This window comes from Bacillus cereus group sp. BfR-BA-01441 (genome assembly GCF_022663075.1).
In the GTDB taxonomy this organism is placed as follows: Bacteria; Bacillota; Bacilli; order Bacillales; family Bacillaceae_G; genus Bacillus_A; species Bacillus_A cereus.
The window spans coordinates 83,925-101,644 of sequence record NZ_JAKUEU010000002.1; the positions used below are offsets into that span (position 1 = coordinate 83,925).

Sequence of the window (17,720 nt, forward strand, 5' to 3'; positions counted from 1 at the left end):
AAGTGTGTCTTTTGGTCATTATTTTCTTTTCGTATGGAACCCTTGTGTAATACGGTCTAATATAATTGCGATTACTACGATAGCTAATCCAGCTTCAAATCCCATACCGATATTAACTTGTGTTACAGAGCGATATACATCAACTCCAAGTCCTGGAGCTCCTACAAGTGATGCTGTTACGACCATCGATAACGAAAGCATAATGCTTTGGTTCACACCAGCCATAATCGTTCCGGTTGCAAGTGGTAATTGTACTTTAAATAGTTTTTGTGATGCAGTGGATCCAAATGCATTCGCTGCTTCAATTAAATCTTCTGGAACTTGTCTAATTCCTAAGTCAGTAAAACGAATTGTCGGTGGCATTGCAAAGATTACTGATGCAATAATTCCAGGTACTACACCTACTCCGAAAAATGTAATCGCTGGAATAAGGTATACGAATGCAGGCATTGTTTGCATAAAATCTAGTGTTGGTTTTAAAAATTTTGAGAAACGTTCATTTTGAGATGCTAATATACCAATTGGAATTCCGACAATAATTGAAATAATAACAGACGTAAGTACGAGTGCTAATGTTTGCATCGTTTGTGCCCAGTAGTTAATATTCAAAATGAATAATAATCCAATAAGCGTAAAAATGACTAAAGATAATTTCCTCGTTGTGTACCAAATGAAGAAACACAAGATAATAATCATCAATATGGCAGGTATTATTGTTAAAAAATTAGTGAGTAAATCAACGAATCCACCAATAATATAAGAGAATCCTCGGAATAAGCCTTCAAAGTGCTCATATAAACTTGCAACAAATGAGTCGACCCATTCCCCTAATGGAATACGTGGTATACTATTCATCGTCTTTCACCTCTTCCTCAATGTTTCCTGCAAGAGCTTGAATGACACTTTCACGTTTAATAATTCCTCTTAGCCTTTTCTTCTCATCGATTACTGGTAAGGGATATTTCATCTCTGCCATTTTTGCATATGTCTCTTCCAGTAAAGTATCCAAATACACATGCGGAATATCATTAAGTAATAAATCAGCAATCGGCCACTGTTTTTGTACTGCTTTACTCGCATCATCCGCAGTTAATATACCTAAAAACTCATACTTTTTGTTTACAACATATACAGTTGAGACGCCTGCATTCCTCATAATTTGAAGAGCCACACGAGGTCCACGATCAATTAATAAAGTTTCTGGTCGTTTTAAAATAGACTCAGCCGTAATTACTTTTCCTAAATTCACGTCCGCAACAAACTTTTCTACAAATTCATTTGCGGGGCTCATCATAATTTCTTCTGGCGTTCCAATTTGGACGATTTCTCCATCTTTCATTAATGCGATACGATCTCCAATTCGAAGCGCTTCATCTAAATCATGCGTAATAAATATAATCGTTTTTTCCATTTTATCTTGTAACTCTAACAATTCATCTTGCATTTCTTTTCGAATAAGTGGATCTAATGCACTAAATGACTCGTCCATTAGTAATACATCTGGATTATTCGTTAGTGCCCTTGCGATTCCAACGCGCTGCTGCATACCACCACTAAGTTGACTTGGATAATTATCTTTATGATGATCGAGTCCTACTAACTGTAGCGATTCTAACGCTTTTTTCTCTCGCTCTTCAACCGGAACTCCTTGTATTTCTAAACCATATGCAACATTTTGTATAACTGTACGATGCGGAAATAGAGCAAATTTCTGAAATACCATACTCATTTTCGTTCTTCTTACTCTCCGTAACTCTTCTTTTCCCATCGTTGCGATGTCTTCACCATCTATATATATATGACCTGCAGTTGGTTTAATCAATTGATTTAACATACGAACTAGCGTAGATTTCCCGCTGCCAGACAAACCCATAATAACGAAAATCTCTCCAGAGTAAACTTCAAACGTTGCTTTTTTCACCCCAACGTTCATTCCTGTCTCTTTTAAAATTTCCGATTTACTTTTTCCTTCTTTTAATAAGGAAAGGGCTCTTTGCGGATGTTTCCCGAATACTTTTGTTACGTTTTCAACACGCACCTTTGTATTATCCATGTCACTACTCCTTTTCTACCCATCTATTCACATAGTGTTGCGATTTTACAAAGAAATATTACATAAAAATGACATTCATAAGATTTCTTTAAAATTCTCGTTTCCGTTCATAATAAGAATGCTTACTTATACATTTATTTTATAAGGCAAACGTTACTTAGGAGGTTTTCGATGCGAAAGAAAATTTGGTTTATATGCCTTGCATTATTTATTACTATGATTTTCACTTCATGTAATGCAACAAATGCAAATTCGAAAGGAAAAATTAAACTTGGTGTAACAAGTTGGAAAGAAAATATTGCAACTGCAAACATGTGGAAAGTTTTATTAGAAGAAAAAGGCTACAAAGTTGAGCTCATGTATTTAGAAAAAGCCGCAATTTGGACTGGTGTCGCTCGTGGCGATGTTGATGCGAATTTAGAAGTATGGCTACCAGTTACAGATAAACCGCTAAACGATCGTTATAAAGATGATATTGTCTTAAAATCAAAATGGTACGAAGGTACTGGACTAGGTTTAGTCGTCCCTTCTTATATGAAAAACATAAACAGTATCGAAGATTTAAATGCTCATAAAGATGAACTAGATAATAAAATTGTCGGTATCGAACCCGGTAGTAGTCTTATGAATTTAACGAATAAAGCAATGAAAGAATATGATATAAAACTAAAACTTGTCCAATCTTCTGAAGCTGCGATGATGAGTGAACTAAAGAAAGCATATACAAAAAAGAAACCAATCGCTGTTACGCTTTGGAATCCGCATTGGGGTTTTTCAGAATTTGACTTAAAATATTTAAAAGACCCTAAGAAAGTATATGGTGAAAAAGATGACATTTATTACTCCGTTCGTAAAGGTTTCGAAAAAGATCACCCAGATGTTATAAAATACTTTGATAAATGGAAAATGAACGATGAACAGCTCGGTACGTTAATGGTCATGTTAAATAAAACAAAAGATCCTGAAGAGGCTGCGCGAAAATGGATTAAAAAAAATCAAGCATTAGTTGATGAATGGGTAAAGGATTAATAAAAAGGCTAGAGAATTAACATATCCTCTAGCCTTTTTCATCTTATTTTTTCGTAACAACGTCATCTACAATCCCATATGCCTTCGCTTCTTCTGCAGTCATAAAATAATCTCTTTCTGTATCATGTGCTACTCTTTCAATCGGTTGGCCTGTTTTTTCTGCAATCATTTTATTAATATCATGCTTTAACTTTAATATTCTTTTCGCAGTTATTTCAATTTCTGTTGCTTGCCCTTGTGCACCACCAAGCGGCTGATGAATCATAATTTCACTGTTAGGAAGCGCAAACCGTTTTCCTTTTGCTCCTGATAATAATAACAATGCACCGAATGATGCCGCAAAGCCCATGCATAGCGTTTGCACATCTGGTTTAATTAAATTCATCGTATCTAATATTGCAAAACCTGCTGTCGTTGAACCTCCTGGGCTATTGATGTATAAATATATATCTTTTTCTGCATCTTCTGCTTCTAAAAATAATAATTGCGCTACGACACTACTCGCTACTTGATCGTTAATTTCTGAGCCGATAATAATAATGCGGTCTTTTAATAACCTTGAATATATATCATAGGAACGTTCTCCTAATTTTGTTTGTTCTACTACATATGGAATTGTATTCATTTTAAATTCCTCCAATACTTGTTATGCTGCGCAAAGCATACAACTGTAGGAAGAAGGGTTTTTCACATTAAATAATAACACTGGCTGTTTAGATGGTAACTTAGTAAAATCTATTGTCGGAAGAAGTTTCGTTAACAATTCTGGTCTTTCCTCACGAATAGATGTTACAACAACTTCAATATCCTCTGTGAATTCGACTATCTCAATCCCTTCTTCACTTACAGTTTTCAGCCTATTTCTACTCCGAAATAAAGAAGCCTTTACTGCACCTTCTGATACAGAACACACTTTAGCAATATCAGCGATACTATATTGAAAAACATCTTTTAATAATAAAATTGCGGATTGCTGTACATTTAATGAAGACAATACTTTCCCTGCCATTTCATGCAAATCTGCAATGTTCTCATGTGGTTCTTCAAAAGTGATTTGTTCTCTTATTTTTTCATGAACAGACTTAGACTTTATCTGATCTAACCAACAATTTCTTGCTATTTTATAGACGAGTGTCATACAAATATCTTTATTTCTATATTTTTGAAGCACTTTACACACTGTTTCTTGGGCGAGATCTTCCCCATCCCATTTGTTTTTCGTTAAAAAAGTACAGTATCTTTTTAACTCTCCATATTGTTCAATTAAAAAGTTTATATTTGAATGATTCATATCGATATGGTTCTTTAAAACATGAGTTACTTTTGTGCACAAAATAACCACTCCTTTTCAGCGCTTACTTAATAAACGATTCAACATTAAAAAAAGTTACGGGGATATAAAAAAATAATGTTTATGTTCAATAATTCGCGGTCATAAATATGTTATGTACAATTTTACGTGAGGAGGAACAAATTTGCCAAAATTAACAATTGAAGGTGCGGGAACTTTTGATGTGAAAGAAGGAACAAAGTTAGTATTAGCAATTGAAGATAGCGGTGTCAACATTCTTCATCGTTGCGGCGGGAATGCACGTTGCACAACTTGTAGAGTAGAAATACTAGCAGGTGATTTCTGTGAAGCGAGTGCGAATGAGAAACATGCAATGACGGAAAAAGGGATTGAAGATCATTTACGATTATCTTGTCAAATGCGTGTACATAAAGATATAGTCGTTCGTCCGGTACTTACAGTTGAAAATTCAGGTCTTGATGCTGGACCGCGTCCGGCGGAGTAAAGCGATGAATTTAAAACAGCTCGCTGGCGAATATGCCGCTAACTTTGTAAATGATGGCATGAAGATTGGGCTTGGTACAGGTTCTACTGTATATTGGACAATACAAAAATTAGGTGAGCGTGTAAAAGAAGGATTATCATTTCAAGCTGTACCGACATCAAAGGAAACTGAAGCATTAGCACATCAACTAAATATCCCCCTAATTTCGTTAAATGACGTACAAAGTCTTGATCTTACAATTGATGGAGCGGATGAAATTGATTCAAATTTACAACTTATAAAAGGCGGTGGCGGTGCATTACTTCGTGAAAAAATCGTTGCCTCTTCCTCTAAAGAACTAATTATCATTGCTGATGAATCGAAACTTGTAACACATTTAGGTACTTTTCCATTACCTATTGAAATCATCCCTTTTTCATGGAAACAAACCGAAAATAAAATTCAGTCTTTAGGATGTCAAACAACATTACGTTTGAAAAATAATGAAACCTATATAACCGATAACAATAACATGATTATCGATTGTATATTCCCTAATCATATTTCTAATCCTGCCCATTTACACACTCAATTAAAAATGATTACTGGTGTAGTTGAAACAGGGTTGTTTATAAGTATGACGAGTAAAGTAATTATCGGCGCTAAAAATGGGATAAAGGAATTGTAATAAAAGCTAACTTTTTAAAGTTGGCTTTTTAGTATGTTCTTCTCTTTATAGTGCATTATTATGATATACTATGAAAACACAAGCTGATTACACTAGAAAGGACTGAACATTTTGCAATCCAAACTTATAACAGAACTTACTGATTTAGAAACTGCCTTTCATATTCGAAAAGAAGTATTTGTAAAAGAACAAGGTGTTCCTCTTACAGATGAATTCGATACATTCGATGAAATCGGAGAGCAATGTAAACATATTTTAGTTTATTATCATGAGCTTCCTGTAGGTACAGGGCGTATACGATTTGTTGATGGCGTCGGAAAATTAGAACGTATTTGCATTTTAAAAGATTATCGTACATACGGATTAGGTAAAGTCATCATTCAAACGTTAGAAGAAATTGCTCGTAACGAACAAGCTACAAAAGTGAAACTACACGGGCAAACACAAGCTGAAGGATTTTATAAAAAATTAGGTTATGAAACTTCTTCTGATATATTTATGGAAGATGGCATTCCGCATATACTTATGACGAAAGTGTTATCATAATAAAAAGGGTAGTATATGAATCTTATGTATTCATACACTACCCTTTTTTATAAATAGAAAAGTGAATTCTCAAGATTCTCTTTTGAAATCAAAGCCCATCATCTCTTAGTTCATATCTAGGTAAAGCTTACACTGTTTTCCATAATGATAATGCATAAATCCAGTTCGGATCACCATTTCCTTGATAACTCTGGACTGCTTCATATACTTTTCCTTCGTGTAGAACTCTATCTCCCTTTTTATATGCTTTTTTTGCATCCCACGCTTCATATGAAGCGTTTTCAGTTTTTGTAGTAATTGTGAATATATCACTCTGTACGGATTCATTTCCAGCTACATCAACAGCTTTTACTACATATTTATAAGTACTATTAGCGAGCAGATTTTTATCCATATAAGAAGCTGTATTGGATGTTGCAATCTTTTTCATTGATCCTTCTGTTTCTCTATAAATATCGTAATGGTCTACACCAATATTATCGTCAGATGGACTCCACATTAAATCCACGCTTGACGCTGTCGTTCCCATACTATGTAATCCTTTTGGTTGTGTTGGTGCTTCTGTATCAGGAATCTCAACTGTTGTTTTTACTGTAAGCGCTGTACTTTCCTTCGATACATTGCCAGCTGCGTCAATTGCTTTTACAGTATAAGAGTATTCTGTGCTTGGTTGTAATTTCTTATCAATAAAATGAGTGCCTATTACTGTATCAATCATCTCTCCGTTACGGAAGATTTGATATCCTTTTACCCCTACATTATCCGTAGAAGCGTTCCATGTTAGTTCTACACTATTCGCTGTTACTTTTTGCGTCTGAAGTCCATTTGGAATACTTGGCGCTTCTATGTCTGGTTTCACATCATTAATAAGATTAACATCAATTACATTATAGAATGCATTTGCTGTATCAGCTACATCCCATACTGCTAAAATCACATGATATCCACTACGATCAGTAGGTACATTGATTTTATGAGTTAAATTATTTGAAGCTGCAGAACCATCATGTTGTACTGTTCCAATTGGTTCAAAATCTGCTCTTGTTAGCGCTTTATTTGGATTCCATCCTTTTTTAGTAATATAGTAATGCCACTTACTCGTTAAGTGAGGCGCAGTATACTTCCAAGTAAATGTATTTTCCCCACCAGTGATTGTATTTTTAAACCAACGATTTGCTGTTTGTTGATCTAAAATACCACCAAATTTTCCGCCTGCTGAAGCAATTTGTCCATCTACTGGACCACCTTGTGGGAACCCTTTTGGAGCTTCTAAACTTTGTGGTTCATACATAACACTTCCACAGTTTACATTTAGCGCACCATAAGTTGGACTACATAAAGCAGATCGGCTACCAGGCTTTTCAACAAAACCGTGCGCATAAGCATTTTGAGGAATAAGTGTCGTACTAATAATTCCAGCTGTTAATGCTACAGCTCCTAAACTTTTTTTGTTCATTTTCATATTTTGTAGTTGTTTTAAAAATCGATTATTCATGTTCATGTCTCCTTCTTGTTATACTTTGTAGTGGAATGTGGGCTTTGATGTAAAAGAATAACAAGAGACAAACTTGTACCGATGTATGTGTTAATTATGCATACACCGCAGTGAAATTATATTTTTCTTGTGGAATATTTCACTTTATGAATATATCATGACATAGAAATTACCTGAGTATGTGCAGAAGTTGTGCAGAAACAGTGAAATTATTACTAACATGTAAAACTAAGTCCTAACATTTTAAAATAAAATTTGAATATATTTATCTATCATCTTTACTTCATAATTGACAATACATTTAACAGGTTAACTTTTATTCTTATACTTATATCTCTCAGTGCCTTAGTTTTAACCATACTAGATATTAAAAATAAGAATTATAAAGTTAAATAAAAAGCATCCTATTTAGATGCTTTTCTAATGTATAATTTCATTTTTTCACTGACCTACAAATATAAAAATTTCATCAACAGCTTCCTTATATCCACCTGATTTTTGGAAAGATTTCTTCAAATTCAAAGCAACTTCTTTAAATGACGGATTATTTAATACCATTTCTACACTTTCACTTAGTTGATCCGCAGTGAATCCTTGCATTTGTAATTTTATTCCTGCTCCAAGACTCTCCACTTGCTTTGCGACTACTGGCTGATCTGCACTTTGCGGTATTACAACGAGCGGAACCCCGTTATACAGTCCTTCATGCGCACTGTTCATCCCGCCGTGTGTAATAAATAGTTTCGTATATGTAAGCAGCTCAGTTTGGGGTACATAGTTTTTCACAATGAAGTTTTTAGGAATTTCGCCTAGATCACTTATTTTTGTTTTACTACCAATAGACATAACAATTGTATGCTCACTATTCTCAAAGGCCTTCATACACAGTTTATAAAAGTCAATCGCTTCATTAAAAACAGTACCTAATGAAATATAAATCGGACTTTTTTCTTCAATTGAAGTAAAATCAACGTCTCTGTTTTTCATTTGTGCAGAGATAGATGGTCCTACAAATTTATATATTTCATCAAACATATCACCAAAAGGCTGGAACTCCTTAATTGTATATACAATAGTAAGGGGTGCAGGATTACAGAAAACTTCATACGATGATTTTATTTCAACACCATATTTTTCAGCAATTCCCTTCGTTAAGTTTTGAAAATCATTCTGTATTTTATCATAAATTTCTACTGGGATATTTTTTGATAGATGACCTAACATTTGCTCAAAGGATTTTTCATCCTGCGCAAAAGATGTGCATGAATTTATGGCTGGAAGTTTAAGGATTTGAGCAATTAAATGGCCACAGCCAAACATAGAATCATGAATTATGTAATCAAAATGTTCACCTTCAATTTGTTCTAAAACGCTAGGTATTACAATATCCGCTGTATGTAGAAGGCCATTTATTCTTTCCTGTAAATAATTTCTGCCTCCAGATAGAAACGCTTTTATAAATTTTTGATCATCAATCGTTCGTACAGTAGCACCCGTCTTCTCAATCCGCTCCCTGAAAGCTTCTATTGAAAAATAAACGACCTCTTCACCACGAGAAATCAATTCATCTACAACTTGTAAAGTTGGATTTATATGTCCTTCTGATCCAGCATTAATAAATAAAACACGCGCCATAATAAACACTCCTTACGTTAAATCATTTCTATGTTGGCAAGAGTACGGATTCTCTCCATACTCTTTTCCTAGCTGTTCGTATCATGTTCCTACTAAATTGACCTAGCGAGTCTAAAACCGAGATCATCTATATGAAATGTAGGATGGCTTCGACGACGACAAGTAGCGCCGCACCCTCTCGCTGTTTCAGCCCAACTACCACCACGAAAAATACGGTATGATCCGTACACTGTTTCATCATACAAATCATAACACCATTCCCAAACGTTCCCTAGCATATCATAAAGTCCCCATGCATTCGGTTCTTTTTGGCCAACGTCATGAATCTCTCCATTTGAATTTTCATTATACCACGCTATATCATGAAGTTTCCCGTATGTATATCCGGTTGTACTTGCTTTACATGCATATTGCCACTCCGCCTCAGATGGTAATCGGTAGCCATTTGAACCTAAATTACATTTCACAATTTGACCACCATCACTAATAGAATAATATTCTTTTAATCCCGCTTTTTTTGAAAGTACATTACAAAACGAAATGGCATCGTTCCATGAAATATTGACAACTGGTTTATGATTTTCATCAAAATTATTTAATGTACTATTTGTAATAGCATCATATAGTTCCATTGTTACAGCATACTTTGCAAGAAGAAATGGTTGAATTTGTACTAGCCATTCTTTTTTTATTCGATCATCTCTTAATACTACCTCTCCAGCTGGAATATTGACCATTAATGAATCGATTAGTTGAATTAAATCGTTAGTCATTTTCTATTCCTCCAAACGTTCATTTTATATGAACTTAAAGTCATATACTCATTACAAAATACAATTTTCAAAAAGCGTTAAATTTTTCATAATAAAAAACGATTAGTTTTATTAAACTAATCGGTAAGATTCACAAAGAATTTTTGTGTTACATTCTATAATTATATGTGCTCTAAAAATTTCCGAACCTCATTTGGAGATTTTAAAACAATAACCTTTTTCTCTTCCGGCAATTGCTCTAACCCTTTTAAAATTGTAGGTCGTTTAGCATTAGGATATTCCCATATCCATTTAAAAAATTGCAAATCAAATCTTTCTTCACATCCCACGCCCATATCTGGTCTTATTTTATTCCGGTATTTTACAATTCTTTTAAAAGCACGATAAATACAAATTGTTCTATGAATATCAAGGAAGATAATTGTATCAGCTGCATTCAGTCTTATACCCATCGTCCCGCCATAATTCCCATCAATAATCCACTTCTCATCTTTAATTAAGTTATTTTGAACTGCTATTTGTTCTTCTCTCGGAACACCTTCCCAATTCGGTTTCCAAAATAATGCATCAAGATGATGCACCTTAATATTTAATTTATTTCCTAACTGCCTTGCTAATGTGGATTTTCCTGAACCGCCAGAACCAATTAATATGATTTTTTTCATACCTTTACGATACCTTCTATAATTTCTTCAATATCTTCCTTCTTAGCAAAAATCCAGAAGAACATTTCTTCATTTAACTTTAATAAATCTGGTAACTGGACAAAATAAGCAATAAAGATAATTTGAATTGAAAGCATAACATACCAAATAGCTTTTAGTTCTTCTTTCGTTAAATCATTTTGTTTATAATAACCTTCAAAGACTTTGCTAACGATATGTAACCATTTTTCTCTTAATCTTTCATCACTAAATAGCTCGCTTAATACACTTGTACAGCAATAACATAAATCAAATATTTTTACATTATTTTCTAAAATCTCGAAATCTATAAACCCTTCCAGTTTATCATCTTTAAAGATTACATTTGATAGATGCATATCACGATGAATAATTTGTCTCGGTAATGGATGGACCGTTTCCTTGAAAGCTGTGTGCATTCGCTCCATCTTTTGAATTACCTCTCGATGAGCATGCTCGTTCTTTTCTAAAATCGGTATAGCCCATTCAAATACTATCTTATATAAATCTCTTTTTATTAACTCATGGTCACTATTCACCGAATGTAATGCTTTGTGCAGATTAGCTATTTCTTCTCCAATTGTACTTGCTAGCCTTTCCAGCTTATTCGTATCTTTTATTTCTAAAACACTTCCGGCAACATACTCATATAAGCAATAATATTTTTCTTTATATAATACATATTGTTCATCATTTTCTGTCTTTACTACTTTCTGTACTTTAATTCCCTTTTCATACAGTTGCTTCAAAACATCGAATTCAACTAGAAGTTGCTTTATCGATCCTGTTTTCTTTAAAATATACTCTTTATTCTTGCATAAAACCTTCGCTACTTTTGGTTGCATTACAGTAGCTGTGACATGTTCATTTTGAAACCAAAACTTTGCAATTTCCAGTGCTTGTTCCATTTACAAATACCCCTTTTGCAATTCTTATTTCTTCCGAAAAATAACCTCACACAGTATTCCCACTCCAACACCAATTGTATATGCCACTAAATCACTCCACAAAAAACCATATCCCAACACAAGTCCACCTAAAGTCGTTGCACGAATGCTGTCTATCCAATTTGCATGATACAATTGGCTCACTTCAATCCCATAGCAAAACATTAAACTAATAAAAGCCAACTTCTTCGTCTCTGTTTTAGGAAACAAAAGTCCAAAGCCAGTAAAAATCATTAATGCCCATAAAGCATCACCTAAATAATCATTTAATAGATGTGGTAGTGCAAAAGCAAACTTTCTTGAGCTAAGACCTAAAATAATAATAACTATAGTAAATAGTGCATATACTACTCTATTTCGTTTCGTATTCATTTTAAAGTCCCCTAATATGTAATGTAAAACTGTAAATAGCTAGTAAAACAAAGTTATTTTACTAGCTATTTATTAGTTGCTTTAATGATAAGAAAATGTGGATTCGTATTTAGATAATAATATGATTTTTCGTCTACTTCTTTCATTTTTTCAATTGCCTTCGGTTCTACTATCTCTTCTAATACAAAATAATTTGTAGTTTCATTTAGTATGTCTTGTAATGATCTTCTAAAAAACTTGACTTCAATAGTAATATTCGGTTTAACCCAAGTATCTATTAATAACTGTTTTTCAAAATAATTTTTACATGGAAACTTTGTGAAATCCATAAAAGGATGATGAATAGAATAAATAAGTTCCCCACCTTGCTTCAATACACGACGAAATTCTTGAAATACTTGATTCCAATTTTCTAAGTAATGAAGAGTTAACGAACTTACAATCACATCATACGTATTATCTTCAAATGGCAATGTTTCTTGCAGATCATGACAAAGGAACGTTGCTTCTTCTCCTATATTTTCTTTTGCTGCTTTTACCATTTCAGGACTTACATCAATTGCTGTAACATTTGCTCCTCTTCCTATGAATTGAGAAGTATACCATCCAGCTGCACATCCAGCATCTAATATTCTTTTTCCTTCTAGTTCCCTTGGAATAAGCTCCATCATCGCCGGTCTTTCATAATAACTGTTATATGGATTTGCAAAATCTAGATTTTCTTTATATGTACTCGCTAATTTATCATACGTATCTTTAATCGAATCTTTCATTACACACACTCCTAATACATATTAATCCATTAACTCCTGCTGCTTTTTCTTTGAAAATGATTGTAGTACTAGATCATACGACCAATCAATCATTTTATTAATTTGCTCCTGCTCTATACCCTTATGAATATAAACGGTATTCCAATGTTTTTTATTCATATGATACCCTGGAATAATTGTTTCTGGATAATCTTCTCTTATTCTTAATGCGACTTCTGGATCACACTTCAATGTAATCGCAGCTTTTTCGCCTTCTTCATGATTTACTATCGCAAATATTTTATTATTAAGCCTCATACATGTTGCACTCCAGCCATCTGGAGAATCTTCTGTCGCTTTTCTTTTCGATAAACAGTACGCTCTTGTTGCATTCATTTTAATTGGCACCTCTTATTCTTTCCCTGTTTGATTACGATGCATCACAATTTGCTTCGTTGCTTGAAATTGCTGCTCACCGTAAAACTTTATTAGCTTCTCACCGCAAAATAGACTAACAATATCAATATGAGATATTTCTCGAAGTAATATTGTAAGCATTTTCTCTCCAATACCTTTATTTCTTACACTCTCATGTACGACAACATCTTCAATGTATGCTCGAAAAACACCATCAGAAACGACTCTAGCAAATCCAACTAATTCATTTTCTTCCCATACTCCAATGGCTATACTATTCTTTAACATTTTTTCAATATCGACTTCTTTTCTTTCTGGCCACCAACCGACAGAATCATAAAGCTTCTTTATTTTTTCTGCACAGATTGGTTGTTCTTGTTGCAATTTATACGTGTACATATGCTTTCTCCCATCAACCAGTATACATAATACTATTATAATCTCTTTTCAAAAAAGTGCTGACTATGACCTTTCGGATGATCTTCAACGACACCATACTCCCTGTAACCGTGCTTTTTATAAAATTCTGGCGCTTGAAAACTAAATGAATCTAGCAATATTAATCTGCACTCTTTTTCCTTCGCAATTTCTTCAATTTTATGTAAAAGTTGGCTACCATAACCGTCATGACGAACTGATTTATCAACCCATAAAAAGTCGATATGAAGATGATAAAAATACATCGTACCTGTTACACCACCAAATATTTTTCCTTCTTCATTTTTTACTACGAGGCTTACTTCTTCCATCGGCTGTTTTACTTCATCTGTTAAGATGGACATATTATATTGAATAACTTTATTTTTAATGTATTCTCCTTCAATACGTGTACCGTTCTCTATATGTTTCATATACATTGCTTCCTTTCAACTTAGTAAGCTACATTTTATTTTTCCCCTTTAAAATACTAATCAAAACGAATCCACCATATGTAACAAAGCATGAAAAGCTAATTATCCCTGGTACAGAGACATAGCCTACCCTTATGTAACTTATAACTGCAAAACAAGCGATAGACAATAAAATAGATGGCCAAAATATAACAGCTATTTTTCTTCGTCCTCGTTTCGATGTACTTTCTTTCTCTTCAGAAACACGTGTGCCAAAAAGCAATACAATACAAATAAGGATCGCTGCAAAGTAAATTGTATCTAATGACAAATTGTGATCATATAGTGCGATTCCAACTTCAAGAGCAATAACCGTTAAAATTAAAATAATGATTGTTGAAGTCTTTAAGTTTCTTTTCAATCGCTCACTCCTAGCATGCTTTCACTATATTCTTTGTATATGTACTTTAAAACTACTGCAAAAGCTTCATCTACCTCTTTATTTTCACGTCGATTCGGTAAATCTTTTCCCCCCATCACATAAAGAAGCGGAAATTCGTTAAACATTCCTATAATACCAATATTTATTGTAGCTGTGAGTAATCCACCTGTCATATGAGCTAAATGATAATATGGGATTTCTTCATACTCTCCTTGCTGTCTTACCATGCCGCTAATAATTGGTTCCCATAATTCTGGTTCTGATTTATAACCTTGAAAGGTTTGTATGAAAAGGGCAAGAACTTCACTTAATTCTCCAACATTTTTCTCATCTCTAGCATTCTCTTGTATATAAATTTTTGAAAAGTACGTTTGTGCGTACATTTTCACAGCATCCCATCCACCACAGTGCATTACAACTGACTGTGCAACGCAACTATCATGACAAGCAATCATTACCTCTACCGCTTGACTAAGTGTTAAAGAAGTTCTTCCTTGTAAATGCGGATATAACTGCCCACTATCTTCATGCGGATTAAATTTAATGTGATGAAGTATATCATTCCAATTATGTTTATTTTCCTTCACCATTTGCGTTACTACAAATCCAATGACTAATTTTGCTGCTGATGCTAACGGAATATTTAATTCATTATTATATGAAGCAACTATCCGATTATCTTTTGTAGAATAAATTGCCATTCCCACATAATTAGATTGTACCTCTTTTATTTTATTTATAACAGTTTCCATTTCCATCCCTCTTTTTATATCGTTATATTAACTTCTAATATTTCAACATTGAATGTAAAAAACCTTTTCATTAGCTATTAAAATAAGAAAAAGGTAGCATGAATTTTTTCTTGCTACCGAAAAATATTTATTCTTCTATAGGATTTTCAGGACCGTTAAGTTCCAGCTGATAAAAAGCTAAATCTAGCCATTTATTAAACTTATAACCAGCTTTTTTTATTGTTCCTGCATGAATAAATCCATAGTTTTGATGCAAGGCAATACTTTTCTCATTCTCTGCATCAATTCCAGCAATTAAGGTCATATACTCTCTTTCCTTTGCAATTTCGATTAATGTTTTCATTAAAGAAGTCCCAATCCCATTTTTTCTATAATCCTTATCAACATACACCGAATGCTCAATTGAATATTTATAAGCAGGCCAAGCTCTAAATGGTCCAAATGTCGCAAATCCTACTACTTTATTATCTAATTCATATACGAAAATTGGATACCCTTCAGCCTTTTTTTGTTCATACCAATCTATTCTATTTTCAAGGGTTACAGGTTTATACGCATATACAGCTGTTGTATAAAGTATCGCATCGTTATAAATATCTAAAATGTATGCTAAATCTCTTTTCGTTGCTTCCCTTATCATTGTTTTCTTCCTTTCATCATGTTCATCTTATTTCACTATCTTTTCAATAGTTTTATTTTATCGAAATTTCCGATTTTTATCTACATACGAATACTAGCTTTTCGGAAACCATCAAGTATATTTATTGCAGCAGATAACATGTAGAAGAAAATTCCTCCCCCAATGAGCCACGTTTTAAACTCCTCTGGGGAAGTAGTAAATGCATTTGCCAAATACGTAATGAATCCTTCGTTTAATAAATGTGGATTTACTACAATTACAATGAATATGATTGTTCCGACTACTTGAAGAATAGCATTTCCAATTGCCAACCTTTTCGTCCATTGTCCCTGTACTAACTTATAAAGTGATATAGCTACTTCGAAAACGATCATAACCAAAATTAGGGGCCAGTATTGAAGCAAAACATCTTGATTAAACGTTGGTGCGACAAACTTCAATCCGTTTTCTGTACCATGATATACGCCTACAAGATGATTCGCATAAAAGTAAAGTGTAGTCCAAACTGCCGTCCACATTAAACCTCCAAAAACTTCAAACTTCGAGATTGCTTTTTTCTTTGGGATATACGAGATGTTTTTCAAATCATCTGGTGTCCATTTTTTTAAACTTGTCGTCAACGGCTCGATACCTTTGTCTTTATCTGTTCTTTCTAAAATAACAAACACAAGTGTCAACCAGAAAAATACATGGAGACCCACTTCAAAAATTTCCCCTATACCTTTACCTATCAATTGTAAAATAACATTTAATACCGCTTGATCACCATTATAGCCTATAAAATTTTCTGCAACCATTGAAATGAGCGCAATAACAGCTGCAATTGGTATAATCATTTTTAATAGCGTCGTATATACATCAAAATAACGTGGTCCAATTAAATGCATTGGTCTATCCAAGTACCCATTAGCCAATGAAACTGGACTTCCCAATTTTTCGAGTACGCTCTTCACATCTTCCTCATTATAATCGTCTGGTAACATATCCTCTATTGTTGACCGTAGTTCAAGTGTAATATCTTCACGATTTTGTTCAGGCAATCTCTTCGCAACTTCATGGACATACATATCAATCAAACTCATTTTCGTCCTCCTCCTTTAATAAGTTATAAAGTTCTTTCGAATCCTTTACCCACTGCTTTTTCAATTGTAAAAATATCTCTAATCCATATTCACTTAAAACATAATACTTACGAGGTCTACTCTCTGTTTTATCCCAACTACTCGTCACTAACTCCTGCTTTTCTAATCGGCGAAGTAGCGGATATAAAGTACTTTGATCAATTGTAATCCCTGATTGCTCCAATAACTGGACAAGTGAATATCCGTACTGCGGCGTTCTTAATTGACTTAAAACAGCTAACGTTAATGTCCCTCTTCTTAACTCAGTAATTAACGAGTTTAATAAAGTATCCATTCACTCACCTCATTTCCATTACTATATGTCATACAGTATGTGTTTTATACTATGTATCGTACAGTATTAATGTGACAAAAACTATAATCATTTACCAAAAAACGGATAATAAAAAGCGCAAATTATATGATTTTTGCTTTTTTAGCTAAGTTATATATCTATAGCACTCTAAAAGGTAGCAACCTTAACTACTAATTTTGAAGTTCCAGTAATGCTATATTAAGTTACAAATATCGTATACATATGATGTGAACATAACATTTCACTATAGGAAGCTATAAAAATGGCGAATTACCATGCTTGAATGATTCCCGTTTTCAGCACCTAATCAACGTTATTTCCTTCATAAACTTCATCTTGTTCAAAATCTTTATTTTTGTTTGGTTTATTAGAGAAAAATAAAAAAACAATTAAATTAGGTTAATTGTTTTTCAAATGCAAAATCTTTATTTTTTTAAATAATCTATGATATTCG

Annotated in this window: 23 protein-coding genes; 4 read left to right on the top strand and 19 right to left on the bottom strand. The window is 33.5% G+C overall.

Going from position 1 to position 17,720, the window contains the following annotated elements; translation table 11 throughout:
• Nucleotides 1-18 precede the first annotated feature (18 nt).
• Together MR107_RS01525 and MR107_RS01530 are read right to left on the bottom strand one after the other, a co-directional pair.
• Nucleotides 19-855, bottom strand: coding sequence for an ABC transporter permease (locus tag MR107_RS01525; protein WP_001084759.1), 837 nt, complete (start codon nt 853-855; stop codon nt 19-21).
• Nucleotides 848-2,053, bottom strand: coding sequence for a quaternary amine ABC transporter ATP-binding protein (locus tag MR107_RS01530; protein ID WP_000370606.1), 1,206 nt, complete (start codon nt 2,051-2,053; stop codon nt 848-850). Before MR107_RS01530 ends, MR107_RS01525 begins: the two co-directional genes overlap by 8 nt.
• A gap of 171 nt (nt 2,054-2,224) precedes the next feature.
• Between MR107_RS01530 and MR107_RS01535 the strand changes: the two genes are divergently transcribed.
• Nucleotides 2,225-3,082: a glycine betaine ABC transporter substrate-binding protein gene (locus MR107_RS01535; protein WP_001227615.1), complete on the top strand. Its 858-nt coding sequence runs from the start codon at nt 2,225-2,227 to the stop codon at nt 3,080-3,082.
• 43 nt (nt 3,083-3,125) lie between these two features.
• Here the strand turns inward: MR107_RS01535 and clpP are convergent, their stop codons facing one another.
• Together clpP and MR107_RS01545 are read right to left on the bottom strand one after the other, a co-directional pair.
• Nucleotides 3,126-3,707, bottom strand: a complete 582-nt coding sequence (clpP, locus tag MR107_RS01540; protein ID WP_001092372.1) for an ATP-dependent Clp endopeptidase proteolytic subunit ClpP — start codon at nt 3,705-3,707, stop codon at nt 3,126-3,128.
• 21 nt (nt 3,708-3,728) lie between these two features.
• The gene (locus MR107_RS01545; RefSeq protein WP_242292021.1) at nt 3,729-4,415 is read right to left on the bottom strand and encodes an RNA polymerase subunit sigma-70; all 687 of its coding nucleotides are present in this window, start codon (nt 4,413-4,415) and stop codon (nt 3,729-3,731) included.
• A 142-nt stretch (nt 4,416-4,557) separates the two neighbouring features.
• Between MR107_RS01545 and MR107_RS01550 the strand changes: the two genes are divergently transcribed.
• The 3 genes from MR107_RS01550 (at nt 4,558) to MR107_RS01560 (ending at nt 6,091) form a co-directional block, all read left to right on the top strand.
• A complete protein-coding gene (locus tag MR107_RS01550; protein WP_001125388.1) occupies nt 4,558-4,878 on the top strand; it encodes a 2Fe-2S iron-sulfur cluster-binding protein in 321 nt (106 codons plus the stop codon).
• A gap of 4 nt (nt 4,879-4,882) precedes the next feature.
• Nucleotides 4,883-5,545 carry a ribose 5-phosphate isomerase A gene (rpiA, locus tag MR107_RS01555; RefSeq protein WP_001049982.1) on the top strand — a complete coding sequence of 221 codons (663 nt, stop codon included), beginning with the start codon at nt 4,883-4,885 and terminating at the stop codon, nt 5,543-5,545.
• A gap of 111 nt (nt 5,546-5,656) precedes the next feature.
• The gene (locus MR107_RS01560) at nt 5,657-6,091 is read left to right on the top strand and encodes a GNAT family N-acetyltransferase (RefSeq protein ID WP_001190883.1); all 435 of its coding nucleotides are present in this window, start codon (nt 5,657-5,659) and stop codon (nt 6,089-6,091) included.
• A gap of 127 nt (nt 6,092-6,218) precedes the next feature.
• Here the strand turns inward: MR107_RS01560 and MR107_RS01565 are convergent, their stop codons facing one another.
• The 15 genes from MR107_RS01565 to MR107_RS01635 form a co-directional block, all read right to left on the bottom strand.
• Nucleotides 6,219-7,586, bottom strand: coding sequence for a lytic polysaccharide monooxygenase (locus MR107_RS01565; RefSeq protein ID WP_242292022.1), 1,368 nt, complete (start codon nt 7,584-7,586; stop codon nt 6,219-6,221).
• A 441-nt stretch (nt 7,587-8,027) separates the two neighbouring features.
• Nucleotides 8,028-9,221, bottom strand: coding sequence for a macrolide family glycosyltransferase (locus MR107_RS01570; protein ID WP_242292023.1), 1,194 nt, complete (start codon nt 9,219-9,221; stop codon nt 8,028-8,030).
• Nucleotides 9,222-9,313: 92 nt separating this feature from the next.
• Nucleotides 9,314-9,994, bottom strand: a complete 681-nt coding sequence (locus MR107_RS01575) for a formylglycine-generating enzyme family protein (protein WP_048538310.1) — start codon at nt 9,992-9,994, stop codon at nt 9,314-9,316.
• Nucleotides 9,995-10,155: 161 nt separating this feature from the next.
• Nucleotides 10,156-10,659 (bottom strand): DNA topology modulation protein, encoded by a 504-nt coding sequence (locus MR107_RS01580; RefSeq protein ID WP_048538309.1) that lies wholly within the window; start codon nt 10,657-10,659, stop codon nt 10,156-10,158.
• Nucleotides 10,656-11,585, bottom strand: coding sequence for a phosphotransferase enzyme family protein (locus tag MR107_RS01585; RefSeq protein ID WP_017656466.1), 930 nt, complete (start codon nt 11,583-11,585; stop codon nt 10,656-10,658). The genes MR107_RS01580 and MR107_RS01585 overlap by 4 nt, the downstream gene beginning before the upstream one ends.
• Before the next feature lie 24 nt (nt 11,586-11,609).
• Entirely contained in the window at nt 11,610-11,996 is a 387-nt protein-coding gene (locus tag MR107_RS01590) for a ribosomal maturation YjgA family protein (RefSeq protein ID WP_017656467.1), read from the bottom strand.
• A 65-nt stretch (nt 11,997-12,061) separates the two neighbouring features.
• The gene (locus MR107_RS01595) at nt 12,062-12,769 is read right to left on the bottom strand and encodes a class I SAM-dependent methyltransferase (RefSeq protein ID WP_017656468.1); all 708 of its coding nucleotides are present in this window, start codon (nt 12,767-12,769) and stop codon (nt 12,062-12,064) included.
• 21 nt (nt 12,770-12,790) lie between these two features.
• Nucleotides 12,791-13,144 carry an MmcQ/YjbR family DNA-binding protein gene (locus MR107_RS01600; protein WP_000994622.1) on the bottom strand — a complete coding sequence of 118 codons (354 nt, stop codon included), beginning with the start codon at nt 13,142-13,144 and terminating at the stop codon, nt 12,791-12,793.
• A 15-nt stretch (nt 13,145-13,159) separates the two neighbouring features.
• Nucleotides 13,160-13,564: a GNAT family N-acetyltransferase gene (locus tag MR107_RS01605; RefSeq protein WP_017656469.1), complete on the bottom strand. Its 405-nt coding sequence runs from the start codon at nt 13,562-13,564 to the stop codon at nt 13,160-13,162.
• A 35-nt stretch (nt 13,565-13,599) separates the two neighbouring features.
• Nucleotides 13,600-14,016 (bottom strand): GNAT family N-acetyltransferase, encoded by a 417-nt coding sequence (locus MR107_RS01610; RefSeq protein WP_000680416.1) that lies wholly within the window; start codon nt 14,014-14,016, stop codon nt 13,600-13,602.
• A 28-nt stretch (nt 14,017-14,044) separates the two neighbouring features.
• Nucleotides 14,045-14,416 carry a hypothetical protein gene (locus MR107_RS01615; protein ID WP_000828004.1) on the bottom strand — a complete coding sequence of 124 codons (372 nt, stop codon included), beginning with the start codon at nt 14,414-14,416 and terminating at the stop codon, nt 14,045-14,047.
• A complete protein-coding gene (locus tag MR107_RS01620; protein WP_000450747.1) occupies nt 14,413-15,189 on the bottom strand; it encodes a serine hydrolase in 777 nt (258 codons plus the stop codon). The genes MR107_RS01615 and MR107_RS01620 overlap by 4 nt, the downstream gene beginning before the upstream one ends.
• A 127-nt stretch (nt 15,190-15,316) precedes the next feature.
• Nucleotides 15,317-15,829 (bottom strand): GNAT family N-acetyltransferase, encoded by a 513-nt coding sequence (locus MR107_RS01625; RefSeq protein ID WP_000617521.1) that lies wholly within the window; start codon nt 15,827-15,829, stop codon nt 15,317-15,319.
• An 80-nt stretch (nt 15,830-15,909) separates the two neighbouring features.
• Complete coding sequence (locus MR107_RS01630; protein WP_000052355.1) at nt 15,910-16,911, bottom strand: HAAS signaling domain-containing protein; 1,002 nt, start codon at nt 16,909-16,911, stop codon at nt 15,910-15,912.
• The gene (locus MR107_RS01635; protein ID WP_000380296.1) at nt 16,898-17,245 is read right to left on the bottom strand and encodes a PadR family transcriptional regulator; all 348 of its coding nucleotides are present in this window, start codon (nt 17,243-17,245) and stop codon (nt 16,898-16,900) included. Before MR107_RS01635 ends, MR107_RS01630 begins: the two co-directional genes overlap by 14 nt.
• Between the last annotated feature and the right edge of the window lie 475 nt (nt 17,246-17,720).

Coding starts and splice junctions, on each gene's coding strand:
- MR107_RS01630 (WP_000052355.1), bottom strand. CDS start 16,911: ATGAGTTTGATTGATATGTATGTCCATGAAGTTGCGAAGAGATTGCCT.
- MR107_RS01625 (WP_000617521.1), bottom strand. CDS start 15,829: ATGATAAGGGAAGCAACGAAAAGAGATTTAGCATACATTTTAGATATT.
- MR107_RS01530 (WP_000370606.1), bottom strand. CDS start 2,053: ATGGATAATACAAAGGTGCGTGTTGAAAACGTAACAAAAGTATTCGGG.
- MR107_RS01525 (WP_001084759.1), bottom strand. CDS start 855: ATGAATAGTATACCACGTATTCCATTAGGGGAATGGGTCGACTCATTT.
- MR107_RS01620 (WP_000450747.1), bottom strand. CDS start 15,189: ATGGAAACTGTTATAAATAAAATAAAAGAGGTACAATCTAATTATGTG.
- MR107_RS01610 (WP_000680416.1), bottom strand. CDS start 14,016: ATGAAACATATAGAGAACGGTACACGTATTGAAGGAGAATACATTAAA.
- MR107_RS01605 (WP_017656469.1), bottom strand. CDS start 13,564: ATGTACACGTATAAATTGCAACAAGAACAACCAATCTGTGCAGAAAAA.
- MR107_RS01570 (WP_242292023.1), bottom strand. CDS start 9,221: ATGGCGCGTGTTTTATTTATTAATGCTGGATCAGAAGGACATATAAAT.
- MR107_RS01635 (WP_000380296.1), bottom strand. CDS start 17,245: ATGGATACTTTATTAAACTCGTTAATTACTGAGTTAAGAAGAGGGACA.
- MR107_RS01535 (WP_001227615.1), top strand. CDS start 2,225: ATGCGAAAGAAAATTTGGTTTATATGCCTTGCATTATTTATTACTATG.
- MR107_RS01600 (WP_000994622.1), bottom strand. CDS start 13,144: ATGAATGCAACAAGAGCGTACTGTTTATCGAAAAGAAAAGCGACAGAA.
- clpP (WP_001092372.1), bottom strand. CDS start 3,707: ATGAATACAATTCCATATGTAGTAGAACAAACAAAATTAGGAGAACGT.
- MR107_RS01580 (WP_048538309.1), bottom strand. CDS start 10,659: ATGAAAAAAATCATATTAATTGGTTCTGGCGGTTCAGGAAAATCCACA.
- MR107_RS01585 (WP_017656466.1), bottom strand. CDS start 11,585: ATGGAACAAGCACTGGAAATTGCAAAGTTTTGGTTTCAAAATGAACAT.
- MR107_RS01565 (WP_242292022.1), bottom strand. CDS start 7,586: ATGAATAATCGATTTTTAAAACAACTACAAAATATGAAAATGAACAAA.
- MR107_RS01575 (WP_048538310.1), bottom strand. CDS start 9,994: ATGACTAACGATTTAATTCAACTAATCGATTCATTAATGGTCAATATT.
- rpiA (WP_001049982.1), top strand. CDS start 4,883: ATGAATTTAAAACAGCTCGCTGGCGAATATGCCGCTAACTTTGTAAAT.
- MR107_RS01590 (WP_017656467.1), bottom strand. CDS start 11,996: ATGAATACGAAACGAAATAGAGTAGTATATGCACTATTTACTATAGTT.
- MR107_RS01595 (WP_017656468.1), bottom strand. CDS start 12,769: ATGAAAGATTCGATTAAAGATACGTATGATAAATTAGCGAGTACATAT.